The organism is Pseudomonas sp. SWRI99, from assembly GCF_014270125.1.
Classification (GTDB): Bacteria; Pseudomonadota; Gammaproteobacteria; order Pseudomonadales; family Pseudomonadaceae; genus Aquipseudomonas; species Aquipseudomonas hamedanensis.
The window spans coordinates 14315-34410 of sequence record NZ_JABWQR010000003.1 but is presented as its reverse complement, the minus strand read 5'-3'; the positions used below and the strand labels follow the sequence as shown (position 1 = coordinate 34410).

The following is a 20096-nucleotide window of genomic DNA, read 5'->3' as shown; positions in this document are numbered from 1 at the left end:
ATGAACGAGAGCGATAATCAGGTCACGCTGACGGTCGACGGCATGGAATACGGCGGCTGGAAAAGCGTCGAAATCAGCGCCGATCTGGAGCGTCAGTTCCGCACCTTCAAGCTCGACATTACTTGGCAATGGCCGGGGCAGACGGTGGACAAACCGATCAGGCCCGGCGACCCGTGCGAAGTGAAAATCGGCAAGGATCTGCTGCTCACCGGCTACGTGTTCAAGGCACCGATCCGCTATGACGGGCGGCAGATCAGCCTGACCATCGAAGGCAGTTCCAAGACCCAGGACCTGGTTGATTGCGCAGCCCGCAACCTGCCCAGTCAATGGCAGCAGCAACCGTTGCTGAGCATCGTCCAGGACCTGGCCAGGGAATATGGACTGACGGTGGTCAATGAAATTTCCGAGACCTCGCGGCTGACCAAACACACCATCGTGCCCGGTGAAACGGTGTTCCAGTCGATCGATCGCCTGCTCTCGCTGTTGCGGGTGTTTTCCACCGATGACGCGCTAGGCCAGCTGGTGCTGGCCAAACCCGGCAGTGGCGGACGCACCAGCGATGCGCTGGAGCTGGGCAAGAACATTTTGTCGGCCAATGCGCCGATGGACTTCAGCCAGGTGTTTTCCGAGTACCGGGTGATCGGCCAGCAGAAGGGCTCCGATGCCAAGAGCGGCGCGGCGGCCAGTGAAGTCGAATCGACGGCGGCGGATCTGAGCTTCAAACGCCGGCGCACCACGGTGATCAATGAAGGCACGCAACTGACCTTTGAGTTGGCGCAGCAGCGTGCCCAGTGGGAAAGCGCCACGCGGATGGGCCGGGCGCAGACCACCACGTACCAGGTGCAGGGCTGGCGTCAGAGCAACGGGGACTTGTGGCGTCACAACACCCTGGTGCGGGTAAAGGATCCGGTGCTCGGTTTCGATGGCGACATGCTGATTTCCAAAGTCACCTATTCGTTGTCGGCGCAGGGTTCGGTGACCACGTTGCAGGTGGCCCCACCGCATACCTTTGATCCTGATCCGACTCCCCCGAAAAAAACCTGAGCCCTACGCCGGCCCCTGTAGGAGTGAGCCTGCTCGCGATAGCGGTTCAACAGACACAGAAGTGTCGACTGCCATGCCGCCATCGCGAGCAGGCTCACTCCTACAGTTGACCGCGTTATGCCCACCTTTTTGAGAAAAACCCATGAGCCTACTGACACGCCTGCTGGCGCGCGGCACTGTCGTGCTCGCCAACTCGGCTTCGAAACTGCAATCGCTGCAAATGCGCCTCACCGCTGGCGAAGTGAACGACGACCTCGAACACTTCGAACCCTACGGTTTCACCAGCCATCCGCTGGCAGGCGCCGAAGGGGTCGTCACCTTCATCGGCGGCGACCGTTCCCACGCCATCGCCCTGGTCATCGCCGACCGCCGTTATCGCCTGCAAGCACTCGCTGCAGGTGAAGTGGCGATCTACACAGACGAGGGCGACAAGATTCACTTCAAGCGCGGGCGGATCATCGACATCGAAACCGCCACGCTGAACATCCGCGCCAGCAGTGCGGTGAACTTCGACACGCCGGTCATCAACCAGACCGGCAAGATAGTTTCCACGGGCGACCAACTCGCTGGCGGTATCAGCCAGATCAAACACGTGCACGTCGGCGTACAGGCTGGCAACGGCCAGACCGGCGCGCCGGCCGGAGGCCAGTGATGTTCATCAGCCAAAACCTTCACGCCGCGCTGACCCGCGCCGTACTCATCAGTCTGTTCACCTGGCGCCGCGCCGCCGATGACGATGCCCTCGATGACGAGGAACGTTTCGGCTGGTGGGGCGACACCTTTCCCACGGTCGCCGACGATCGTATCGGCTCGCGGCTGTGGCTGTTGCGCCGGGTCAAGCTGACCCGACAGACGCAAATGGACGCCGAGTTTTACGCCCGCGAAGCCTTGCAGTGGCTGATCGACGACGGCCATTGCAGCGCCATCGACATCATCAGCGAACGCCTCGACGCTCAGCGCCTGAACCTGCGCACGGTCCTGACCCTGGCCGATGGCGAACGCCTGGACATCAACCCCGATAACAGTTGGCAGGTGATCTATGCCGTTTGAAACCCCTTCGCTGCCGGTGCTGATCAAGCGCACCCAAAGCGACCTGGCCGGCGATTCGCTGCGCCAGTCCGATGCGCAAGTGCTCGCCCGTACCCTCGGCGGCGCCGCTTATGGCCTGTACGGTTATCTCGACTGGATTGCCGAGCAGATTCTGCCGGACAAGGCCGATGAGTCGACCTTGGAACGCATCGCCGCGCTGCGCTTGAATCAGCCGCGCAAACCCGCGCAAGTGGCCACCGGCAGCGTCAGCTTCACTGCCACACCCGGCGCGGTGCTTGACGTCGACACCTTGCTGCAATCGAACGATGGCCGCACTTATAAGGTGACCACCGCGCGCACCACGGTCAACGGCAGCAACAGCACCACCATCGCTGCGCTGGAGGCTGGCAGCCTGGGCAACGCCGATGCCGGTCTGACGCTGACGCCGGTGCAACCGATTGCCGGCATCGTCGGCAGCAGTTTCGTGGTGCTGGCGCCGGGTCTGAGTGGTGGCGTGGCGCGCGAAAGCCTGGAGTCGCTGCGCTCGCGGGTCATCCGTTCCTACCGCGTGATTCCTCATGGCGGCGCGGCCAGCGATTACGAGACCTGGGCGCTGGAAGTGCCGGGTGTGACCCGCGCCTGGTGCCGTGGCGGCTTGCTCGGTCCGGGTACGGTGACCGTATTCATCATGCGCGACGACGATCCGCAACCGGTACCCAACGATGAGCAACTGGCCGAGGTTCAGGACTACCTCGAACCGTTGCGCCCCGTCACCGCTGAGGTGCATGTGCAGCGGCCAATCCAGGTGCCGGTGGTTTATCGCTTCAAAAGCGTCAACCCGGACACCACCGCTGTGCGCGCCGCCGTCGAAGCGCAGCTGCGCGACCTGCACAACCGCGAGGCCGACCTCGGGGTGCCGCTGCTGATCAGCCATATCCGCGAAGCGATCAGCAGCGCCGGTGGCGAATACGATCACAGCCTCACCGCACCGGCCGCTGACGTGCCGGCCGGAAAAAGCGAGTTGCTCACCTTTGGAGGCTGCGTATGGGGGGCATAAGAACCGCCGCGCAATATCAGGCGCAGTTGCGCGCCTTGCTGCCCAGCGGCCCGGCGTGGGACCCGGAACGTGTCCCTGAGCTGGAAGAAGTGCTGCAAGGCGTCGCCGTCGAACTGGCGCGTCTCGACGCTCGTGCCGCCGACCTGCTCAACGAAATGGACCCGGCCGGCGTCAGCGAACTGGTGCCGGACTGGGAACGCGTCATGGAGCTGCCCGACCCGTGCCTCGGTGCGACGCCGCTGTTCGATGATCGCCGCCTCGCCGTGCGCCGACGCTTGCTCGCAGTCGGCAGTCAGGCCGTCGGTTACTACCTCGACATCGCCAAAAGCCAGGGCTACCCCAACGCCAGCATCACCGAACACGAAGCCCCGCGCATGGGCCGCGCACGGTTTGGCTCGGCGCACTGGGGCACCTGGGAAGCGCAGTTCATGTGGACGCTCAACACCGGCGGCCGCTTGCTGCTCGGCCGGCGTTACGGCGCGAGCTATTGGGGCGAGCGCTTCGGCGTCAATCCCGGCTCGGCGCTCGAGTGCCTGATCCATCGCAGTGCACCGGCGCATACCAAGGTGCACATCAACTATGACTAGGGAGATGTAAGAGGATGGATTATCCGAAGAGTGTGCCCAGCGCCGGGCTGGTGAATGGCAAGTTTGTGGACGAGAACCCGTTGATGGGGACGCCGGGGTCGTTGATTCCGGCCGACTGGGGCAACGGGGTTACTCAGGAAATCCTCAACGTGATCAAGGCTGCAGACCTGACGCCGGACGAGAAGAAATACGATCAATTGTTGCAAGCGATTCAATCGGTGACGGCCAAAGGCTGGAATCAGGATCTGGCGCTGCCGCTGGCGGCGCTGCCACTGCCTACGGTTGCCACCGCTGATGCACGTCTGCCGGTCAGTCCGGCTGCAGCGTCAACCAGCGGTGGCCGGGTTTCGATTGCTGCGGGAACCTTCATCAGCCTCGGCCAGGAAGTAGTGGCCGGGCAACTTGGACGTTCGCGCACTTTCGTGACGACGGCGTGGAGCAGCGCAGACTTGCTCCCCAGCAGTCATTACTTTCTGCGAGTACAGGTCATCGCTGGGGCACTGACGTTTTATATGCAACGTGGGGGCATTCATGACGTCGTGCCTGACTCGCTGAAAGGGACGGTCAACGGTGCTGCTGGTGGCGGATTTCAGTCCACGCCGCTGGACATGTGCCTAGCGTGGGTAATAACCGGAGCACCTGGTTCTGTGCCGGTTGTGCGGACCATTTACAACCGCGCACGTTTGACCTGGACGCAAACGGTGAACGGCACTGGCGCAATATTTTTACCGCTCGATCCCCATGCGCGGGCGGCACGACTGGTGGCGGGTAACCCGACGCCGTCGTCGACCGCAGTGACGTCGGTCGCGTTTCCATCAACCGGATGGGCCGGAGGCAATTATTGCTATTTGTCGCCGGTCAGCACGGGCAGCTCGAACAACGCCGGTGGCTGGAACCCGTCCACTGTTTCTCCTTGCGTATTGTTCACCAATAACATCGTTAATGACGTTACGGTTTCCACGCTGGCTGCCAGTTTCGACCATGCGAACTTGCGCTCGCTGTGGCAGTGCTATCAGGCAGAACACAATCTTGGCCAATCAAACGCCGACAGCGATGAGCTATTGCTGAGCATGGGCATCAAAAGCCATCCAATCACCGATTACAGCGTGGGTATCGCAATCAACTTTGCCGACGCCGTGAACGTGCAACTGTCTTGGGAGCTGATCCGATGATCGTGATTCAGGAACTTCATCAGTTCGACGGCGAGTTGCGCCTGCCGCGACCGTCGGCCGCGCATGAGTGGAACGGCGAGAACTGGGTTTTCAATGCAGATATGCAGATTGCACTGGATCTGCAAGAAGCCGAACGCCTCTGCGCCACAGTCGACGCTGCCGCCGACAACGCTCGCAACGCGCTGGCGGGCGACCCGCTCAAAGCGATGGAGTACGCACAGGCTGCCGCTGACGCTCAGGCCTTCAAGGACGCCGGTTATCCGAAAAAAGAAGTGCCGCTTTCCGTTGCAGCATGGGTTGCCAAAGGCCGCACGGCCAAACAGGCGGCGGAGCAGATTCTCGGCAAGGCCGATCAACTGACCGACCATTTGCTGACCCTGCGGACCTTGCGCTTGAAGGCCAAGGCGCAGATTCGTGCACACGCCGCCAAGGGCAAGATCGACCAGGCGCGCGACGCGGCCGATGAAGCGTTGATCGCCATGGGCGACATGGACAACGGTCTTTCCAGCTAATCAGAGCGCTTCGTCCTGCCTCACCCAAGCCCACTCAATGTGGGCTTTTTATTTTCCGTAACAGCCCCGTGTCAGTCAGGTACAGGCACGGCGCATTTGTCATTTCAAAGGAACGAACAACCGATGGACTATCCAAAAAGCGTCCCCAGCGTCGGTCTGGTCGACGGCCGTTTCGTCGATGAAAACCCGGTGGCGGGTACGCCGGGCTCGTTGATTCCGGCAGTGTGGGGCAACAGCGTGACTCAGGAGATCCTGAGTGTGATCAGCGGCGGCGGGCTGGTGGCTTCCGAGGCGGACACCGGCCAGTTGTACAAGGCGATTCAGTCGATTGTCGGCAACGCCAGTCCGATGCGTTCGGTCATTGCTCGGGTTGGCACGTCCAGGTCGCTGACCTTTGAAGAACTGGGTCTGGTTCTGATCGATGCCGGAGCCGGCGCACTGAACGTCACCCTTCCACCAGCCAATATCAGCCTGGGGGTACGTGACGTCATTGTTCGACGTGTCGATAACAGCGGTCATCGTTTGGTGGTGAAAAGCGCAAGCGGCGATGTCATCAAGTTTCATACCCACCTAAATGGATCGGGCTATCCGTTCCTTGTGTTGATGGGGGCTGGTGACTGGTGGCATTTGCGTAGCGATACTGCTGGCAATTGGTGGCCGGTCGGGCGTCTGGACGGATCTTCACTCGGCTACATAACCTTTGAGACCACGCTGGCTGTACTGCCTGGTGGCTATGCCGCGCTCAATGGTTCCACACTGAATCGTTCGGAATGGCCATGGCTCTGGGATCACGCGCAACAGTCGGGCATGTTGCGTTCTGAAGCCGATCGCGGCGGAGCGTGGACGCCCGGCGACGGCGCCACGACTTTTCGCCTGCCAGAAGCCCGTGGGGAATTTTTGCGCGTACTGGCCGAAGGCGGTTTGGTCGATACCGGGCGTGCACCGGGGTCTTGGCAAAAAGGTTCTTTGGTTCAGGGCGACAACGGCATTGGCGACAATATTCTGTTCGCGACACACATCGGTACCCAGAAGGCCCAGTTGGGGCTCGATATAGGGAGTTACACCGATTACGCGGGTGCCACCGTCAAATACATCACACCTGCAGCACCGGTCACGCCAATCTCGGACGCTGACCTGCTAAACCATGGCGGTATCACGCGTCCACGCAACATCGCCTATCCCGGTCGCATCAAACTCATCTGAGGCCCTTATGTTCAATTATCTATTCGATGGCTCGGGTGCCCTGTCCGGGCCGGTCGAGTTTCCCGTCACGCCCGGAATAGGCATTCAGCTCCCCGCCAACGCGGTTGAACTGACGTACGAATTGCCTGAACCGGAAGCCGGTCGCAGCTGGGCGCTGATCAACGGCATCCCGCGCGAAGTGGTTGACCGTCGCGGTCTGGTCTATCGCAAGGATGGCGGAGCTCAACAGGTCTGGACTGAGCTGGGCGAGCTGCCTGACACGCTGACGGCACAGCCTTGGCCCGGTGAGTTTCACCTATGGCGCGACAACGCCTGGCAGCCTGATGAGCAGGCCCGGTTAGCGGATGCCAAAACCCGTGCCCTGAACGCACGCGACGCATTGCTTCGCGAGGCAGTGCTGCGCATCGCGCCGCTGCAATACGCCGAAGACATCGGCGACGCCAGCCATGACGAAGAGCTTCTGTTGATCGAGTGGAAACTCTACAGCGTCGAGCTGAACCGCATCGAAAAGCAAAGCGGTTTTCCCCAGACAGTCACTTGGCCGGTGGTGCCTGGTGCCACTGTTGTCGCGTGATTGCATAACCAGGAGCGGTGCACATGGATTATCCGAAAAGTATCCCCGGTGTGGGGCTGGTCAACGGCGGCTTCGTCGATGAAAACCCCGTCGCCGGAACGCCGGGTTCGTTGATTCCCGCTGCGTGGGGCAACAGCGTCACGCAAGAAATTCTCAACGCGATCAAGGCAGCCGGGTTGACGCCTGACGAAAGCAAAACCGATCAACTGGCCAACGCGATCGGTGCCTTGGTCGATTTCACCAAACTGAAAAACACCCCGACGACGTTGGCTGGCTACGGCATCACTGATGCGGTGGGGCGGCTGCTGGCGGTCAGGCAATTTGAAGCGGTCGGGATAACGCTGTACATGCCAAATCCCAGAGCCAAACGCATTCACGTGCGATTGGTCGGCGCGGGTGGTTCTGGCGGCGGCTGTACGCCGGTGCCGGCGGGTAGTCAGATCCTGGGCGGCGGTGGTGGCTCAGGGGGCTATGCGCAAAGCCTGTATGACGTGACGGCGCAAATGTCCGCGGGGGTGCCGATCTCTCTAGGGGCGGGTGGTGCTGTCAGCAACACCACAGGCCTGTCGGGCGGAGGTGCGTCTTTCGGCCCTTACATGAGCGTCTCTGGCGGCGGTGGTGGACAAAGGCTTGCGCTCGTAGTCACGGGCACATCTTCCGGCTTCATCCAGGGTGGCGTTGGAGGAACCGTGTCTGGCGGCAATCTTTGCAGTGCTCGGGGAGTCTCGGGTGGATTCGGCATGAGCAACGCCAATTGGGGCTTGCTCTCCGGCTGCGGAGCCGCCAGTGCATTTGATGGAGGCGGTCCGTTCACGGGCTCGAACACCGTTGGCAGCGCAGGAATCCGCGGTTCTGGAGGCAGTGGTGCTTGCTCGGTCAACGCCTCGGCCTCGGTAGTGAGCGGCGCTGGCGGCAACGCCTTCTGTGAAATCTGGGAGTACGAATAATGGCCATTTATGCACGGGTCGAGAACGGCGTGGTCGTCGAGCAGATCGACACTGGGGAGTACGAGATCGGTCAGCTGTTTGCTCCGTCTTTCGTCGAGGCGATGGTGCGGGTGCCGGATGGCCAAGAGGTCGAGGTCGGCGCGCCGATCAGCGCGTTTGCGACAGTTGCCGAACCACCGCCAACGCAGCAGAGCCGGGAGATTACCCGGCCGCCATTTGACTCAGAAGAAGGACCTTCAACGGCCGCGCGTACCTGGCGCGAAGCGTCTCTCGCCGCGACCGAATGGCTGGTCACCCGCCATCGTGATGAACAGGATCTGGGCCGCGGTACGTCGCTCAAGCCCACGCAATACCTGGAACTGCTCGAACATCGACAGGCGTTGCGCGACTGGCCTGACTCGGCACTTTTCCCCGCAGCAGATTCCCGTCCGACGGCACCGTTTTGGCTCACCAGCGTGACGGGCTGAGCTTACGTCAAGAATGTATTTTTCGTTCAGGGAGATGAACATTGGACTACCCCAAGAGTGTTCCCAGTGTCGGGCTGGTCAATGGCCAGTTCGTCGATGAAGACCCCGTAGCCGGAACACCGGGATCTTTGATCCCGGCGGCATGGGGCAACGGTGTTACGCAAGAAATTCTCAGCGTGGTTCAGGCAGCGGGAATAGCGCCGAATGAAGCCTCGAACAATCAGCTGCTGGCGGCGCTGCGTGGTTCGCAGTTGTTCACGACCGCTGCGCAGTTCAATAGCGGCCGGTCGGCTGCCACCACCGAGTTTGTGCAAAGAGCGCTGGGTAATTACGCCAATACGCGAAGCATCTTGAGCGCCACCCAGTTGACCTTGGCGGATATCGGTTGCTCGATCGGTCTGGGCGGCAATGTGGCCTATACCGTGACGCTTCCGGATGCCGATGACGGTGCGGTGCCGAACGGCGCAACGATCAGCCTGCATTGTCGCAACAGCGCACCGGTCACGGTGGCGAGTAAAACCGGTACGCAGATCAGTCCGCAGGGTGCCTATCTGGCGTCAATAGTGATGGGCAGCGGTGAAAGCGCGAACCTCGTCAAAGAGGGTCGGGTGTGGGTGGTTTATGGCACTGCTGCGCTGAAGCACTCATCCTCTTTTGCCGCTCGGATCGACTCACCGGGGTATCAAAAACTGCCCAGTGGTTTGATCCTGCAATGGGTGGTAGGCGCGTCCGACGCCTCCGGCAACATGTCGCTGTCGCTGCCCTTGAGGTTTCCGGTCGCGATCCTGGGGGGCATCGCCAACGAGGCCAATCCGGCAGGTTGGTCGGCGAGCAATGCGACGGTATGGGCGCTCGATCTCGGCGCATCGACAACAACAGTGGCTGTGGCACGGGTCAGGAACATTGATCCCAGCGGTATAAAACCGTCGTCGGGCATTTCGGGCCGCATTCTGGTTTGGGGGTACTGACCATGACGATTTACTTTTATGCCCAGAGCCTGGGCTTTGATCGGGTGGAAAATCCACTTTCCGAACACCCTGAAGGCGCAGTGGAAATCACCCAGGCGCAATACGCAGAACTATTCGCCGGACAGGCCGCCGGCAAAGTCATCAGCGCCAGCCCCTCGGGCCAGCCTGTATTGAGCGACCCGCTCATATCCCCGAGTGTGCTGGCCAGTCATGAGCGTGCATGGCGCAACCAAGTACTGCACAACACCCAATGGCTGGTGTTTCGCGACGTCGAAGAATTGGAAACCGGCGAGGGCACTACCCTGCGCGCTGAAGAATTCAAACAGCTACTGGCGTATCGGCAGGCATTGCGTGACTGGCCTGATCACCCGGAGTTCCCAGATGCGCGCTCGCGGCCGGTAGAACCCGATTGGTTGGGCGCTCTGACTTTCTAAGGAATTAAACGTGGATTATCCAAAAAGCGTTCCCAGCGTAGGGCTAGTCAATGGAAAATTTGTCAATGAGGACGCCATCGCAGGTTTGCCTGGCTCGCTGATCCCTGCGGCCTGGGGCAACGGCGTTACCGATGAGTTGTTGAATGTCATCAACTCCGCCGGGCTCGAACCGAGCGAAACGGACGTGAACCAACTGCTGCTGGCGGTGAAAAAGCTCAGCCAGGCTGGTGAAGACAAGCACGCCTCGGACATCGGCGCGACCAACCTCTACATGGTCAACTACGTCCCGGCGGTCAGCGTGTTGAAGGATGGCTTGGCACTGCGCTTCACCGCGGCAAATGCCAACACCGGAGCGAGCACTTTCGCCCCGAATGGATTGCTGCCCAAGCCGTTGGTGAGCCTCGCACTGAGCGCATTGCGCCCGGCCGAAATCGTCGGCGGCAGCGTCTGTTCGGTGGTGTACAGCGCAGCGCTGGACGGTTGGGTGCTGGTGTATGCGAGCGGCGGTAATGCGGCAAGCGGTCGGTTGTTGGGGGTGAAGACGTTTACTGCGTCGGGCACTTATGTGCCGACAGTGGGGATGAGGAATGTGTTGGTCTCGCTCGTCGGCGGAGGCGGCGGCAGTTCGGGCATCGCCGCGACGAATTCCAATCAGATCTCTTTGGCTGGCGGCGGCGCTTCTGGTAGTTATGCGCAAGCATGGTTGTCCGCTGGTGTGATCGGACAAAGCCAGATCATTACCGTCGGGGCCCGTGGTGCGGCTGGTTCGGTCAGTACAGGTGGAGGGAGTGGCGGCACCAGTTCGATAGGTTCACTGGTTTCAGCCACCGGGGGTGGCGGGTCTCCATGGAACGAAGCGCTTGTTCTCCCTGGATTCGGCTTGTACGTGGGCGGCTTTCCCAGCCTGATCTCAAGCGGCGGCAATATCATCAATACTGCGGGAGCAGCAGGTAGCCCCGGGATTTGCCTTAGCGGCTCGACACTGGCGGGCCATGGTGCGAATTCACCGCTTGGAAGTGGCGGTTACGGCAACAGTGTAGCGTTGAGTCTCGCTGCACCGGGATCCGGGTTTGGCTCAGGCGCGGGCGGAATCGCTAACACATTCAATCAACCGGCCAGACCCGGCGGCGCAGGTGCCCCGGGCGTCGTCATCATCCACGAGTACGCCTGATGAAGACTTACGCACGCATCTCCAGTGACACCGTGGTCGAGTTGTTCACTACCGACGGCAATATGGCCGAGATGTTTCACCCGGATCTTCTCTGGGTCGATATCAGCGAGGTCACACCAGCACCACAACTTGAGTGGACAGCCCACTTCGGAACGCTCGGTTGGGTGTTCGCAGCTCCCGAAGGCACGCAGGTTGAAAAGGGCCTGAAAACTCTGGCAAATAAATGGCTGGCACGCATCAGCCGCCAGCCATGATTCAATCGGGGCACTATCCAGGGAGGATCAAGCATTATGCAAATTACAGAAAAACACCTGATCGACATCATGCCCAACGCCCGCTCCCAAGCGGGCGTTTTTGTTTCGGCTCTCAACTCCGCCATGGCCCGGCATCGCATCGACACGCCGAAACGTGTTGCTGCGTTCCTGGCACAGGTCGGCCACGAGTCCGGCCAATTGCGTTACGTGCGCGAACTGGGCAATAACCAGTACCTGAGCAAATACGACACCGGCACCCTGGCGCTGCGTCTGGGCAATACGCCCGAGGCGGACGGCGACGGGCAAAAGTATCGAGGGCGCGGGCTGATTCAGATCACCGGTCGCGCCAATTATCGCCAGTGCAGCCTCGGATTATTTGGCGATGAACGCTTGTTGTCGTTGCCTGAATTGCTCGAGCAGCCGCAATGGGCCGCTGAATCGGCGGCATGGTTCTGGGCACAGAAAGGTTTGAATGAACTGGCCGACGCCGATCAGTTCAACACCATTACGCGCCGGATCAACGGCGGGTTGAACGGCTTGCAGGATCGTCTGGATATCTGGGCGCGGGCGAGGGCGGTGCTATGTCCGGCTCCTGGCGGGTGATTGGCCTGTTGCTGCTGGCTGCCGGGGCGTTCGCAGCCGCGTGGCAGTTTCAGGACTGGCGCTACGGCCGCCAGTTGGCCGAGCAGGCCCGGCTAAACGCCGAAACGCTCAATCAACTGACGCAGGCCGCTGCGAACGCACAACAGGCCGAGCAGGCTAAACGGCTGGCCCTGGAGCAACGGCTCGCGGCCAGTGAACAAACCCATTACCGAGCGCTGAGCGATGCCCAACGTGATCAGGATCGCCTGCGCGATCGCCTTGCCACTGCTGATGTCCGGCTGTCAGTCCTTCTCGACGCCGGCGACGTTGCCCAAGGCTGCAACGTGCCTGCCGCCACCGGCGCCGGCGGCGTGGATCATGCAACCGTACGCGCCCGACTTGACCCGGCGCATGCTCAACGAATTATCGCCATCACCGACACCGGTGACCGCGCATTGATTGCCTTGCAGGCCTGTCAGGCCTATGTCAGAGCGTTGCAGCCCGAACATCTTGAATGATCTTGTGTATTGAAAGCGCGAGCGGCTCGTGTACGGTGATACGCATTCCACACGATCCGGAGTGCGCCGTGAAAGAGATCACCCAACTGGCCGCCGAGCTTGGCCGACACCTGCAAGTGCTCAATGCCCACGTGACCACCGCCGAGTCGTGTACCGGCGGCGGCATCGCCGAAGCGATCACTCGGGTTGCGGGCAGTTCGGCGTGGTTCGAGGCAGGGTATGTCACCTATTCGAACCGGCAGAAAACCCAGCAACTGAATGTGCCCGGCGAGTTGTTCGAAACGGTGGGGGCGGTCAGCCGCGAGGTGGTCGAAGCCATGGTGCGCGGTGCTCAGGATAAAAGCCTGGCGCGGTTTGCCGTGGCGGTCAGCGGTATCGCCGGCCCTGACGGCGGCACACCGAACAAGCCGGTCGGTACGGTGTGGCTGGCCTGGGGCGTCGGCGAGGCGATTTGCAGTGAGGTGCGACACTTTGCAGGCAATCGCGATGAAGTCCGCCGACAAACGGTGAAGGCCGCGCTAGAGGGGCTTGTGCGACTAGCGGCACGAGAAATCGAAAATCAGGGGTAGGCGATCCGCGAACGCTGTGGAATAATACTGGCTACTTATACAGGTGTTGGCCGTCAGGCCTTATTGATTACGTGAGGACTTTAATGGACGACAACAAGAAGAAAGCCTTGGCTGCGGCCCTGGGTCAGATCGAACGTCAATTCGGCAAGGGTGCCGTAATGCGTATGGGCGATCAGGACCGTCAGGCGATCCCATCCATCTCCACTGGCTCTCTGGGTCTGGACATTGCACTCGGCATCGGCGGCCTGCCAAAAGGCCGTATTGTTGAAATCTACGGTCCTGAATCTTCCGGTAAAACCACGCTGACGCTGTCGGTGATCGCCCAGGCGCAAAAAGCCGGCGCGACCTGCGCATTTGTCGACGCCGAACACGCCCTCGATCCTGAGTACGCCGGCAAACTGGGCGTCAACGTCGACGACCTGCTGGTGTCCCAGCCGGACACTGGCGAGCAGGCACTGGAAATCACCGACATGCTGGTGCGCTCCAACGCCGTTGACGTGATCATCGTCGACTCCGTGGCAGCACTGGTGCCGAAGGCTGAAATCGAAGGTGAAATGGGCGACATGCACGTCGGCCTGCAAGCCCGTCTGATGTCTCAGGCGCTGCGTAAAATCACCGGTAACATCAAGAACGCCAACTGCCTGGTGATCTTCATCAACCAGATCCGCATGAAGATCGGCGTGATGTTCGGCAGCCCGGAAACCACCACCGGTGGTAACGCGCTGAAGTTCTACGCCTCGGTTCGTCTCGATATCCGCCGTACCGGCGCGGTGAAAGAAGGCGACGAAGTGGTCGGCAGCGAAACCCGCGTCAAGGTTGTGAAGAACAAGGTCGCTTCGCCGTTCCGTCAGGCCGAGTTCCAGATTCTTTACGGCAAGGGCATCTACCTCAATGGCGAGATGATCGACTTGGGCGTGCTGCACGGTTTCGTCGAGAAGTCCGGCGCCTGGTATGCCTACGAAGGCACCAAGATCGGTCAGGGCAAGGCCAACTCGGCCAAGTTCCTGGCTGACAATCCGGAAGTCGCCGCCAAGCTCGAGAAGCAACTGCGTGACAAGCTGCTGGCACCAGTGGCAGACGTCAAGGCTTTGGCCTCCCGGGACAAGGTCGATAACATGGCCGAGGCCGATGTCGACGTTTGAGTCGTTGAATGACACTTGTACTCGATACCCTCGTCGCGGTGCGGCGAACCGCCATGGACCTGCTCGCACGTCGCGAGCACGGTCGAGTCGAGCTGACGCGCAAGCTGCGTCAGCGTGGCGCTGAGGCAGAGTTGATCGAAGCAGCCCTCGACCGTTTGACGGAAGAGGGACTGCTTAGCGAAGCCCGATACCTTGAAAGTTTTGTCTCCTATCGTGCCCGCTCTGGCTATGGCCCTCTGCGAATTCGCGAGGAACTGAGTCAGCGCGGTTTGCAACGCGCCGATATCGAACTTGCTCTGCGCGAAAGCGGTATCGACTGGCAGGCGCAGCTTCAGGATACGTGGCAGCGCAAGTTCTCCGGGCATTTGCCCATTGATGCGAAGGAACGAGCCAAACAAGGCCGTTTTCTTGCGTATCGGGGGTTCTCGATGGAGATGATCAACCGCTTGTTCAGCGGTCGAGGGATGGACGATTAACCCGATTCAATGAAAACGGCCCGCTATTGAAAAATAGCGGGCCGTTTTTTTTTGCTTTCAAATCACGCTGGAAGGTTCGCGCGAACGTTGTGCAGTGGACGGTTTGGAATCGGCCCAGTTTTCCGGCAGGTTGATATAATCGACCAGTTCACGCAGACGCCCGTGCGTGCGGCCATTGAAGGCAAACGCCAGGCGCGCCAGGTGGCTGAATTGCGCTTCGTCGTGTTCTTCACCGCTGTAGGCGTGTTGATGAAACTGATCGCTCAGACACAGATCCGCGAATTCGTCCTGCATCTGCGCCAGTGCCTGATCGCTGAGCTTATGGTTCATGCGGATCACGAACTGCCGTTTGAGCCAGCGGCTGGAGTGGAAGTTGCTGTAGAACTGATTGATCTGTTCGACCGCTTCCTCAACGGTGTAGACCAGGCGCATCAGCTTCATGTCGGTCGGCAGTATGTAGCGGTTGTTCTCCAGCTGGCTCCGGATGAAATCCATCGCGCCTTGCCAAAACGTGCCGCCCGGCGCATCCAGCAGGACCACCGGCACCAGCGGACTTTTCCCGGTCTGGATCAGGGTCAGCACTTCCAGCGCTTCATCCAGCGTGCCAAAACCGCCCGGGCACAGCACCAGGGCATCAGCCTCCTTGACGAAGAACAGCTTGCGCGTGAAGAAGAAGTGGAAAGGCAGCAGGTAATCGGTGCCGTCCACGGTGGGGTTGGCATGTTGCTCGAAGGGCAGGGTGATGTTGAACCCCAGGCTGTGATCACGTCCGGCTCCTTCGTGCGCGGCAGCCATGATGCCGCCCCCGGCACCGGTGATGACCATCATGTCGGCGCGCGTCAAGGCTGCGCCGAGTTCGCGCGCCATGGCGTACAGCGGATGCTCCACCGGCGTGCGTGCCGAGCCGAATACGGTGACTTTGCGTCGCCCCTTGAATTGTTCCAGTACCCGAAACGCTTGTTCCAGTTCGCGCAGGGCTTGCAAGGTGATTTTGGCGTTCCAGCGGTTGTGATCTTCCTGGGCCATGCGCAACACGGTCAGGATCATGTCGCGGTAAATGGGCAGGTTGGGGCTGTCGGGTGAAACACGCTTGAGTTGTTCTTCGACCTGGCTGACGAGGTCGGGGCCGTTTTCCTGAAAATGACGGCTCAAGAGGTCATTCGGTTGGTAAGGCATTCAACGTCTCCTTCTGCACAGAGCGGGTGGCCCTGACGAGCGGCGTCAGTGCCGCACTGCAAAAACACGCATCGGCGGCAGTTCCTTTTCTGCCGTTTGCAAGTGTTCGGGAATACTCTGAATCTAGACCCTCGCGAGCATTTGCGCTGAGTTGATCATTGCGCCGCAACGTCCTGGCTGGCAACTGCCATTTGAATGAAGGCCAGTGCCGCCACCGTTCGTCCGAACATAAACCGCGCGACCAACCCTCTGATTTACTGACAGACAGGTAGCGAGGATTGCTTCAAGGATTTGCGGGTGGCACGGAGGCAGGCCAAATGGCCAAAGTGATTCTGGAGATCGATACACAGCTGTATCGAATGTTGAAGGCATCAGCCGAGGCCAATCAGGTCAGTCTCGAAGAAGAGTGCTGCCGACGGTTGGCCGGTGGCGAGCGTCGCTCGCACTATCTACAGGCCTTGCTGGCCGAGTTGCGCGCCGAGGATGAACAGCGGCGCGCCAATTCGCGCTGATTACTTCTTCTTCTTCGCCGGGGCCGCTTTCGGGCAGTCCGATTCCTGATAACTGGCGGAGCCGATGGCTTTGTTGGTTTTCACTTCGGTGAAGTCGTAACGCATGATCGCGCCCTTGGCCATCAGCTTGCGGTACGAAGGGTTGTTGCAGACCGAGGCACCGAGCTGGAAGTACACCGCTTTCGGGTCGGCACGCATTTTGTCGGCGTGGCTCTTTTGTACGCTCAGGTGGTTGATCAACTGAGTGCCTTCGACGGTGTAGCCCTGGTCAAGAATGTCTTCATTGATTGCCCGAGGCGTGCCGACGCTGCTTTGGGCGGCGACGTTGCGCAGCTCTCTGTTCAGATTCTGCTCACTCAGGGATGCAGCCTGAGCGGTGAAGGACGACGCCAGCAGAATGGCAGCGGTGGGAACGATAAGGCGCAGCATGAAACTCTCCTGATTCGGTGACTGGTGGTTCGACCAACCACGGGGCTGTGCGTTCAGTGGGGGCGAATTATAGGGGAGCCGGTCTGGACGGTACAGGCTTGTGCCTGTTGCTCTGGTAAACTGCCGCGCTTTACTGCCCCTGCCGAGTGTTGTTCGTGTCGAGTTTTCCTGTCTGCCGGCGTTGCCCGCAATGAATCACGCCCCCAACGCCGTCGCCCGTTTGCGCGACCAGCGCGAGGATGAAGGCATCAAGCCGATTCAGGCGCGCGGCTTTCGCTCCGAGCGTTGCCGTGATTGCCGGGTGATCATCAGTCATTGCCTGTGCGCCTGGCGTCCCAGCGTCGAGACCCGTTCCGGCGTGTGCCTGATCATGACCGGCAAGGAAGTGTTCAAACCGAGTAATACCGGTTGGCTGATTGCCGACGTGGTGCGCGATAACCACGCGTTCATCTGGTCTCGCACCGAGCCTGACCGGCAGATGCTGGCGTTGCTCAACGATCCGCAATGGCAGCCCTATCTGGTGTTTCCCGGCGAATACGTCGAGCCGTCGCGCGTGACCAACAGCGTCGCCCTAAATAGCAGCAAGCGCCCGCTGTTCATCCTGCTCGATGCTACCTGGACCGAAGCCCGGAAGATTTTCCGCAAGAGTCCGTATTTCGATCGCTTGCCGATTCTGAGCCTGCTGCCCGACAAACTGTCACGTTACCGCTTGCGCCGCTCGACCCGCAGCGAACATCTGTGCACCGCCGAAGTCGCGGCGCTGTGCCTGGAGCTGGCGGGCGACCGTGATGCCGCTTCAGCGCTGGACGCCTATTTCGACGTGTTCAGCCAGCATTACCTCGGCGCCAAGCAGCAGCTGGAAATGAATGAATCGACGCCGGCCCACGCTGAGTTGCTGCCCTATATACGAAAGCCGCAGCCGGAGTTGGCCCAATAGTGGCCCATACTGTCCGCCGCAGCGGCCCTGCTGCTTGACCACCCCGGCTTCGCTGGGCATGCTTGGCGCCGATTAGGGTGCGGCCAAGGTTTGAAACGCCGTGTTTGCTGTGGATTGGCGTTGAACGTGCCCCTGTGGATCTCGCTTGAAGCGGCATCTCGAGTTGCTTTGGCCAGACCGGAATGCACCGGGTCTGCCATCAAAAAACAGGATCATTTGAAAAATGGCCACATACGACATCCTGATTGCCGACGATCACCCGCTTTTTCGTAGCGCGCTGCATCAAGCACTGACGCTGGGCCTTGGCCCGGAAGTTCGTCTGGTGGAAGTCGCGAGCATCGCCGAACTGGAAACCCGCCTGACAGAAAAGGCCGACTGGGATCTGGTCCTGCTGGACCTGAACATGCCTGGCGCCTACGGGTTTTCCGGGCTGGTGCTGCTGCGCGGTCAGTACCCGCAGATACCGGTGGTGATGGTCTCGGCCCAGGAAGAAGCGTCGGTGATGGTCAAATCCCGCGAGTTCGGTGCCAGTGGCTTCATTCCCAAGTCCAGCGACCTGAGCGTGATTCAGGAAGCCGTGCGCAAGGTGCTCGACGGCGATGTGTTCTGGCCGCCGCAGGCATTTGAAGCGGTCAGCGTCTCCGATGAGGCCAAAGCCGCCAGCGATGGCCTCGCCAGCCTGACACCTCAGCAGTTCCGCGTGTTGACCATGGTCTGCGAGGGCCTGCTGAACAAGCAGATTGCCTATGAGTTGAGTGTGTCGGAAGCGACCATCAAGGCCCACGTCACGGCGATCTTTCGCAAACTGAATGTACGCACCCGTACGCAAGCGGCTTTACTGCTGCAACAACTTGAGTCAATTCCGAGCCAGTGATGGCCGCGGGTTTCACGCTTTTTTGACTCTTGTTGATCTAGCTTCCCCACTCCTTTTTGGTTGGTCTCAACGTTATGTCACCTTTCAAGGGCCAGACCGGCCTGAAACGTATCCTCAACGCGTCTGGCTATTCGCTCGACGGCCTGCGCGCAGCGTTCACCGGCGAAGCCGCGTTCCGTCAATTGGTACTGCTCAATGTCGTGCTGATTCCGCTGACGTTTTTCCTGAACGTCAGCCGTGTGGAACAGGCGTTGTTGATCGCAGTATGTCTGCTGGCGCTGATCGTCGAATTGCTGAACTCGGCCGTTGAAGCGGCCATTGACCGAATTTCGCTGGAGCTGCATCCACTGTCGAAAAACGCCAAGGACATGGGCAGCGCCGCGCAATTTGTGGCGCTGAGCATGATCGCGCTGGTGTGGGCGGTGATTCTGCTTTAAGCGATGTTGGGCAGGACAATCTCGTCGCTGCGCTGCACCCCGGCGGTAAACGCGCGGCACAGATCGAGAAACTCGCGCATGGCCGAGGTCTGGTATTTCTGTTTATGCCAGATGAAGTAAAACTGCCGGGCCAGGTCCAGGTCCGGCGTTTCCACCGCCACCAGGCTGCCGCGGCGAAACGCATCGCGCAGCGCCAGGCGCGAAATGCAGCCGATCCCCAGGCCTGATTCCACTGCGCGCTTGATCGCTTCGGTGTGTTCCAGCTCCAGACGGATGTTTAACGCGCTGCGATGGTGGCGCATGGCCTGATCAAAGGTCAGGCGCGTGCCGGAACCCTGTTCGCGCAGAATCCACGCCTCATGAGTCAGCTCTTCCATGCTCGCGCTGCCGCGCTTGGCCAGTGGATGCTGCGGCGCGCAGAACACCACCAGCTCATCTTCGACCCAGCTCTGCACTTCAATGTCGGGATGGCTGCAATCGCCTTCAATCAGACCCAGGTCAATTTCGTAGTGGGCGACTTGTTGCACGATATTGGCTGTGTTCTGCACATGCAGTTTCACCTGACTTTCCGGGTGGCGCTGCATGAAGCCGCCAATCAGCAGGGTCGCCAGATAATTGCCGATGGTCAGCGTCGCGCCTACCGACAGTGAGCCGAAACCGGATTTGCCATTAAGCAGGTCTTCGATCTCCTTGGCCTGATCAAGCAGAGCCACCGCTTGCGGCAACAGCTGTTTGCCGAGGGCGTTGAGACTCAGCCGTTTACCGGCGCGGTCGAACAGCTGGCAGCTGGACTGGCGCTCAAGTTCGGTGATCGAGGTGCTGGCAGCCGACTGCGAGAGGTTGAGCAGACCCGCAGCACGGGATACGCTTTCCTGCTGGGCGACGGCGACGAAGACTTGCAGTTGACGGAGAGTAAATCGCATATCGATATAACCGATAACCCTTATCTTAATAATCCAGTTAACAGATATTGTCGTCGCTATTAGAATGCGATGCAATTGCGCACGTTAAGCCTCATTGAGCCG

Annotated in this window: 27 protein-coding genes; 24 read left to right on the top strand and 3 right to left on the bottom strand. The window is 60.4% G+C overall.

The window, feature by feature from the left end; all coding sequences use genetic code 11:
* The 20 genes from HU743_RS03155 (at position 1) to recX (ending at position 14706) form a co-directional block, all read left to right on the top strand.
* The gene (locus HU743_RS03155; protein ID WP_186646889.1) at positions 1-1044 is read left to right on the top strand and encodes a phage baseplate assembly protein; all 1044 of its coding nucleotides are present in this window, start codon (positions 1-3) and stop codon (positions 1042-1044) included.
* Between the two features lie 142 nt (positions 1045-1186).
* Positions 1187-1696, top strand: a complete 510-nt coding sequence (locus tag HU743_RS03150) for a phage baseplate assembly protein (RefSeq protein ID WP_041478093.1) — start codon at positions 1187-1189, stop codon at positions 1694-1696.
* Positions 1696-2094 (top strand): phage GP46 family protein, encoded by a 399-nt coding sequence (locus HU743_RS03145; RefSeq protein WP_102355692.1) that lies wholly within the window; start codon positions 1696-1698, stop codon positions 2092-2094. The genes HU743_RS03150 and HU743_RS03145 overlap by 1 nt, the downstream gene beginning before the upstream one ends.
* The gene (locus HU743_RS03140; RefSeq protein ID WP_186635339.1) at positions 2084-3130 is read left to right on the top strand and encodes a baseplate J/gp47 family protein; all 1047 of its coding nucleotides are present in this window, start codon (positions 2084-2086) and stop codon (positions 3128-3130) included. The genes HU743_RS03145 and HU743_RS03140 overlap by 11 nt, the downstream gene beginning before the upstream one ends.
* The gene (locus HU743_RS03135; RefSeq protein WP_186550269.1) at positions 3118-3717 is read left to right on the top strand and encodes a putative phage tail protein; all 600 of its coding nucleotides are present in this window, start codon (positions 3118-3120) and stop codon (positions 3715-3717) included. Before HU743_RS03140 ends, HU743_RS03135 begins: the two co-directional genes overlap by 13 nt.
* A gap of 14 nt (positions 3718-3731) precedes the next feature.
* Complete coding sequence (locus HU743_RS03130; RefSeq protein WP_186646887.1) at positions 3732-4889, top strand: phage tail protein; 1158 nt, start codon at positions 3732-3734, stop codon at positions 4887-4889.
* Complete coding sequence (locus tag HU743_RS03125; protein ID WP_186646885.1) at positions 4886-5401, top strand: phage tail protein; 516 nt, start codon at positions 4886-4888, stop codon at positions 5399-5401. The genes HU743_RS03130 and HU743_RS03125 overlap by 4 nt, the downstream gene beginning before the upstream one ends.
* A 123-nt stretch (positions 5402-5524) precedes the next feature.
* On the top strand, positions 5525-6604 hold the full coding sequence (locus tag HU743_RS03120; RefSeq protein ID WP_186646883.1) for a tail fiber protein: 1080 nt from the start codon (positions 5525-5527) through the stop codon (positions 6602-6604).
* A gap of 7 nt (positions 6605-6611) precedes the next feature.
* Positions 6612-7178, top strand: coding sequence for a tail fiber assembly protein (locus tag HU743_RS03115; protein ID WP_186646881.1), 567 nt, complete (start codon positions 6612-6614; stop codon positions 7176-7178).
* Between the two features lie 23 nt (positions 7179-7201).
* Complete coding sequence (locus tag HU743_RS03110) at positions 7202-8125, top strand: hypothetical protein (RefSeq protein ID WP_186646880.1); 924 nt, start codon at positions 7202-7204, stop codon at positions 8123-8125.
* Positions 8125-8592: a phage tail assembly chaperone gene (locus tag HU743_RS03105; protein WP_186646878.1), complete on the top strand. Its 468-nt coding sequence runs from the start codon at positions 8125-8127 to the stop codon at positions 8590-8592. The genes HU743_RS03110 and HU743_RS03105 overlap by 1 nt, the downstream gene beginning before the upstream one ends.
* Positions 8593-8633: 41 nt before the next feature.
* Positions 8634-9560: a phage tail protein gene (locus HU743_RS03100; RefSeq protein WP_186646877.1), complete on the top strand. Its 927-nt coding sequence runs from the start codon at positions 8634-8636 to the stop codon at positions 9558-9560.
* Positions 9561-9562: 2 nt separating this feature from the next.
* Complete coding sequence (locus HU743_RS03095) at positions 9563-9994, top strand: phage tail assembly chaperone (protein WP_186646875.1); 432 nt, start codon at positions 9563-9565, stop codon at positions 9992-9994.
* Between the two features lie 10 nt (positions 9995-10004).
* A complete protein-coding gene (locus tag HU743_RS03090; RefSeq protein WP_186646873.1) occupies positions 10005-11165 on the top strand; it encodes a hypothetical protein in 1161 nt (386 codons plus the stop codon).
* The gene (locus HU743_RS03085) at positions 11165-11419 is read left to right on the top strand and encodes a hypothetical protein (RefSeq protein WP_186620856.1); all 255 of its coding nucleotides are present in this window, start codon (positions 11165-11167) and stop codon (positions 11417-11419) included. Before HU743_RS03090 ends, HU743_RS03085 begins: the two co-directional genes overlap by 1 nt.
* 36 nt (positions 11420-11455) lie before the next feature.
* Complete coding sequence (locus HU743_RS03080; protein ID WP_186550292.1) at positions 11456-12022, top strand: glycoside hydrolase family 19 protein; 567 nt, start codon at positions 11456-11458, stop codon at positions 12020-12022.
* Complete coding sequence (locus HU743_RS03075) at positions 12001-12519, top strand: lysis system i-spanin subunit Rz (protein ID WP_186646870.1); 519 nt, start codon at positions 12001-12003, stop codon at positions 12517-12519. The genes HU743_RS03080 and HU743_RS03075 overlap by 22 nt, the downstream gene beginning before the upstream one ends.
* 68 nt (positions 12520-12587) lie before the next feature.
* Positions 12588-13088 (top strand): nicotinamide-nucleotide amidohydrolase family protein, encoded by a 501-nt coding sequence (locus tag HU743_RS03070; RefSeq protein WP_186646868.1) that lies wholly within the window; start codon positions 12588-12590, stop codon positions 13086-13088.
* An 83-nt stretch (positions 13089-13171) separates the two neighbouring features.
* Entirely contained in the window at positions 13172-14230 is a 1059-nt protein-coding gene (gene recA, locus HU743_RS03065; protein ID WP_186550298.1) for a recombinase RecA, read from the top strand.
* A gap of 8 nt (positions 14231-14238) precedes the next feature.
* On the top strand, positions 14239-14706 hold the full coding sequence (recX, locus tag HU743_RS03060) for a recombination regulator RecX (RefSeq protein WP_186646867.1): 468 nt from the start codon (positions 14239-14241) through the stop codon (positions 14704-14706).
* Positions 14707-14763: 57 nt separating this feature from the next.
* Here the strand turns inward: recX and HU743_RS03055 are convergent, their stop codons facing one another.
* Positions 14764-15882, bottom strand: coding sequence for a TIGR00730 family Rossman fold protein (locus HU743_RS03055; RefSeq protein WP_186646866.1), 1119 nt, complete (start codon positions 15880-15882; stop codon positions 14764-14766).
* A 317-nt stretch (positions 15883-16199) separates the two neighbouring features.
* Between HU743_RS03055 and HU743_RS03050 the strand changes: the two genes are divergently transcribed.
* On the top strand, positions 16200-16394 hold the full coding sequence (locus tag HU743_RS03050) for a hypothetical protein (RefSeq protein WP_186550304.1): 195 nt from the start codon (positions 16200-16202) through the stop codon (positions 16392-16394).
* Here the strand turns inward: HU743_RS03050 and HU743_RS03045 are convergent, their stop codons facing one another.
* Complete coding sequence (locus tag HU743_RS03045) at positions 16395-16823, bottom strand: PA3611 family quorum-sensing-regulated virulence factor (protein WP_186646865.1); 429 nt, start codon at positions 16821-16823, stop codon at positions 16395-16397.
* 190 nt (positions 16824-17013) lie between these two features.
* Here HU743_RS03045 and HU743_RS03040 point away from each other — a divergent pair, with 190 nt between their 5' ends.
* From HU743_RS03040 to HU743_RS03030, 3 genes are all read left to right on the top strand, one after another.
* A complete protein-coding gene (locus tag HU743_RS03040; RefSeq protein ID WP_186646863.1) occupies positions 17014-17760 on the top strand; it encodes a tRNA-uridine aminocarboxypropyltransferase in 747 nt (248 codons plus the stop codon).
* Positions 17761-17983: 223 nt separating this feature from the next.
* Positions 17984-18634 (top strand): response regulator transcription factor ErdR, encoded by a 651-nt coding sequence (gene erdR / locus HU743_RS03035; protein WP_186646861.1) that lies wholly within the window; start codon positions 17984-17986, stop codon positions 18632-18634.
* Positions 18635-18708: 74 nt separating this feature from the next.
* Complete coding sequence (locus HU743_RS03030) at positions 18709-19071, top strand: diacylglycerol kinase (RefSeq protein ID WP_003222276.1); 363 nt, start codon at positions 18709-18711, stop codon at positions 19069-19071.
* Here HU743_RS03030 and HU743_RS03025 read toward each other — a convergent pair.
* Positions 19068-19994: a LysR family transcriptional regulator gene (locus tag HU743_RS03025; protein ID WP_186646850.1), complete on the bottom strand. Its 927-nt coding sequence runs from the start codon at positions 19992-19994 to the stop codon at positions 19068-19070. The two genes, HU743_RS03030 and HU743_RS03025, sit on opposite strands and share 4 nt — an antisense overlap.
* Positions 19995-20096: the final 102 nt, after the last annotated feature.

Bases quoted from the DNA above. Each gene is read 5' to 3' on its own strand.
- HU743_RS03155 (WP_186646889.1), top strand. From the start codon at position 1: ATGAACGAGAGCGATAATCAGGTCACGCTGACGGTCGACGGCATGGAA.
- HU743_RS03150 (WP_041478093.1), top strand. From the start codon at position 1,187: ATGAGCCTACTGACACGCCTGCTGGCGCGCGGCACTGTCGTGCTCGCC.
- HU743_RS03145 (WP_102355692.1), top strand. From the start codon at position 1,696: ATGTTCATCAGCCAAAACCTTCACGCCGCGCTGACCCGCGCCGTACTC.
- HU743_RS03140 (WP_186635339.1), top strand. From the start codon at position 2,084: ATGCCGTTTGAAACCCCTTCGCTGCCGGTGCTGATCAAGCGCACCCAA.
- HU743_RS03135 (WP_186550269.1), top strand. From the start codon at position 3,118: ATGGGGGGCATAAGAACCGCCGCGCAATATCAGGCGCAGTTGCGCGCC.
- HU743_RS03130 (WP_186646887.1), top strand. From the start codon at position 3,732: ATGGATTATCCGAAGAGTGTGCCCAGCGCCGGGCTGGTGAATGGCAAG.
- HU743_RS03125 (WP_186646885.1), top strand. From the start codon at position 4,886: ATGATCGTGATTCAGGAACTTCATCAGTTCGACGGCGAGTTGCGCCTG.
- HU743_RS03120 (WP_186646883.1), top strand. From the start codon at position 5,525: ATGGACTATCCAAAAAGCGTCCCCAGCGTCGGTCTGGTCGACGGCCGT.
- HU743_RS03115 (WP_186646881.1), top strand. From the start codon at position 6,612: ATGTTCAATTATCTATTCGATGGCTCGGGTGCCCTGTCCGGGCCGGTC.
- HU743_RS03110 (WP_186646880.1), top strand. From the start codon at position 7,202: ATGGATTATCCGAAAAGTATCCCCGGTGTGGGGCTGGTCAACGGCGGC.
- HU743_RS03105 (WP_186646878.1), top strand. From the start codon at position 8,125: ATGGCCATTTATGCACGGGTCGAGAACGGCGTGGTCGTCGAGCAGATC.
- HU743_RS03095 (WP_186646875.1), top strand. From the start codon at position 9,563: ATGACGATTTACTTTTATGCCCAGAGCCTGGGCTTTGATCGGGTGGAA.
- HU743_RS03085 (WP_186620856.1), top strand. From the start codon at position 11,165: ATGAAGACTTACGCACGCATCTCCAGTGACACCGTGGTCGAGTTGTTC.
- HU743_RS03080 (WP_186550292.1), top strand. From the start codon at position 11,456: ATGCAAATTACAGAAAAACACCTGATCGACATCATGCCCAACGCCCGC.
- HU743_RS03075 (WP_186646870.1), top strand. From the start codon at position 12,001: ATGTCCGGCTCCTGGCGGGTGATTGGCCTGTTGCTGCTGGCTGCCGGG.
- recA (WP_186550298.1), top strand. From the start codon at position 13,172: ATGGACGACAACAAGAAGAAAGCCTTGGCTGCGGCCCTGGGTCAGATC.
- recX (WP_186646867.1), top strand. From the start codon at position 14,239: ATGACACTTGTACTCGATACCCTCGTCGCGGTGCGGCGAACCGCCATG.
- HU743_RS03055 (WP_186646866.1), bottom strand. From the start codon at position 15,882: ATGCCTTACCAACCGAATGACCTCTTGAGCCGTCATTTTCAGGAAAAC.
- HU743_RS03050 (WP_186550304.1), top strand. From the start codon at position 16,200: ATGGCCAAAGTGATTCTGGAGATCGATACACAGCTGTATCGAATGTTG.
- HU743_RS03045 (WP_186646865.1), bottom strand. From the start codon at position 16,823: ATGCTGCGCCTTATCGTTCCCACCGCTGCCATTCTGCTGGCGTCGTCC.
- HU743_RS03040 (WP_186646863.1), top strand. From the start codon at position 17,014: ATGAATCACGCCCCCAACGCCGTCGCCCGTTTGCGCGACCAGCGCGAG.
- erdR (WP_186646861.1), top strand. From the start codon at position 17,984: ATGGCCACATACGACATCCTGATTGCCGACGATCACCCGCTTTTTCGT.
- HU743_RS03030 (WP_003222276.1), top strand. From the start codon at position 18,709: ATGTCACCTTTCAAGGGCCAGACCGGCCTGAAACGTATCCTCAACGCG.
- HU743_RS03025 (WP_186646850.1), bottom strand. From the start codon at position 19,994: ATGCGATTTACTCTCCGTCAACTGCAAGTCTTCGTCGCCGTCGCCCAG.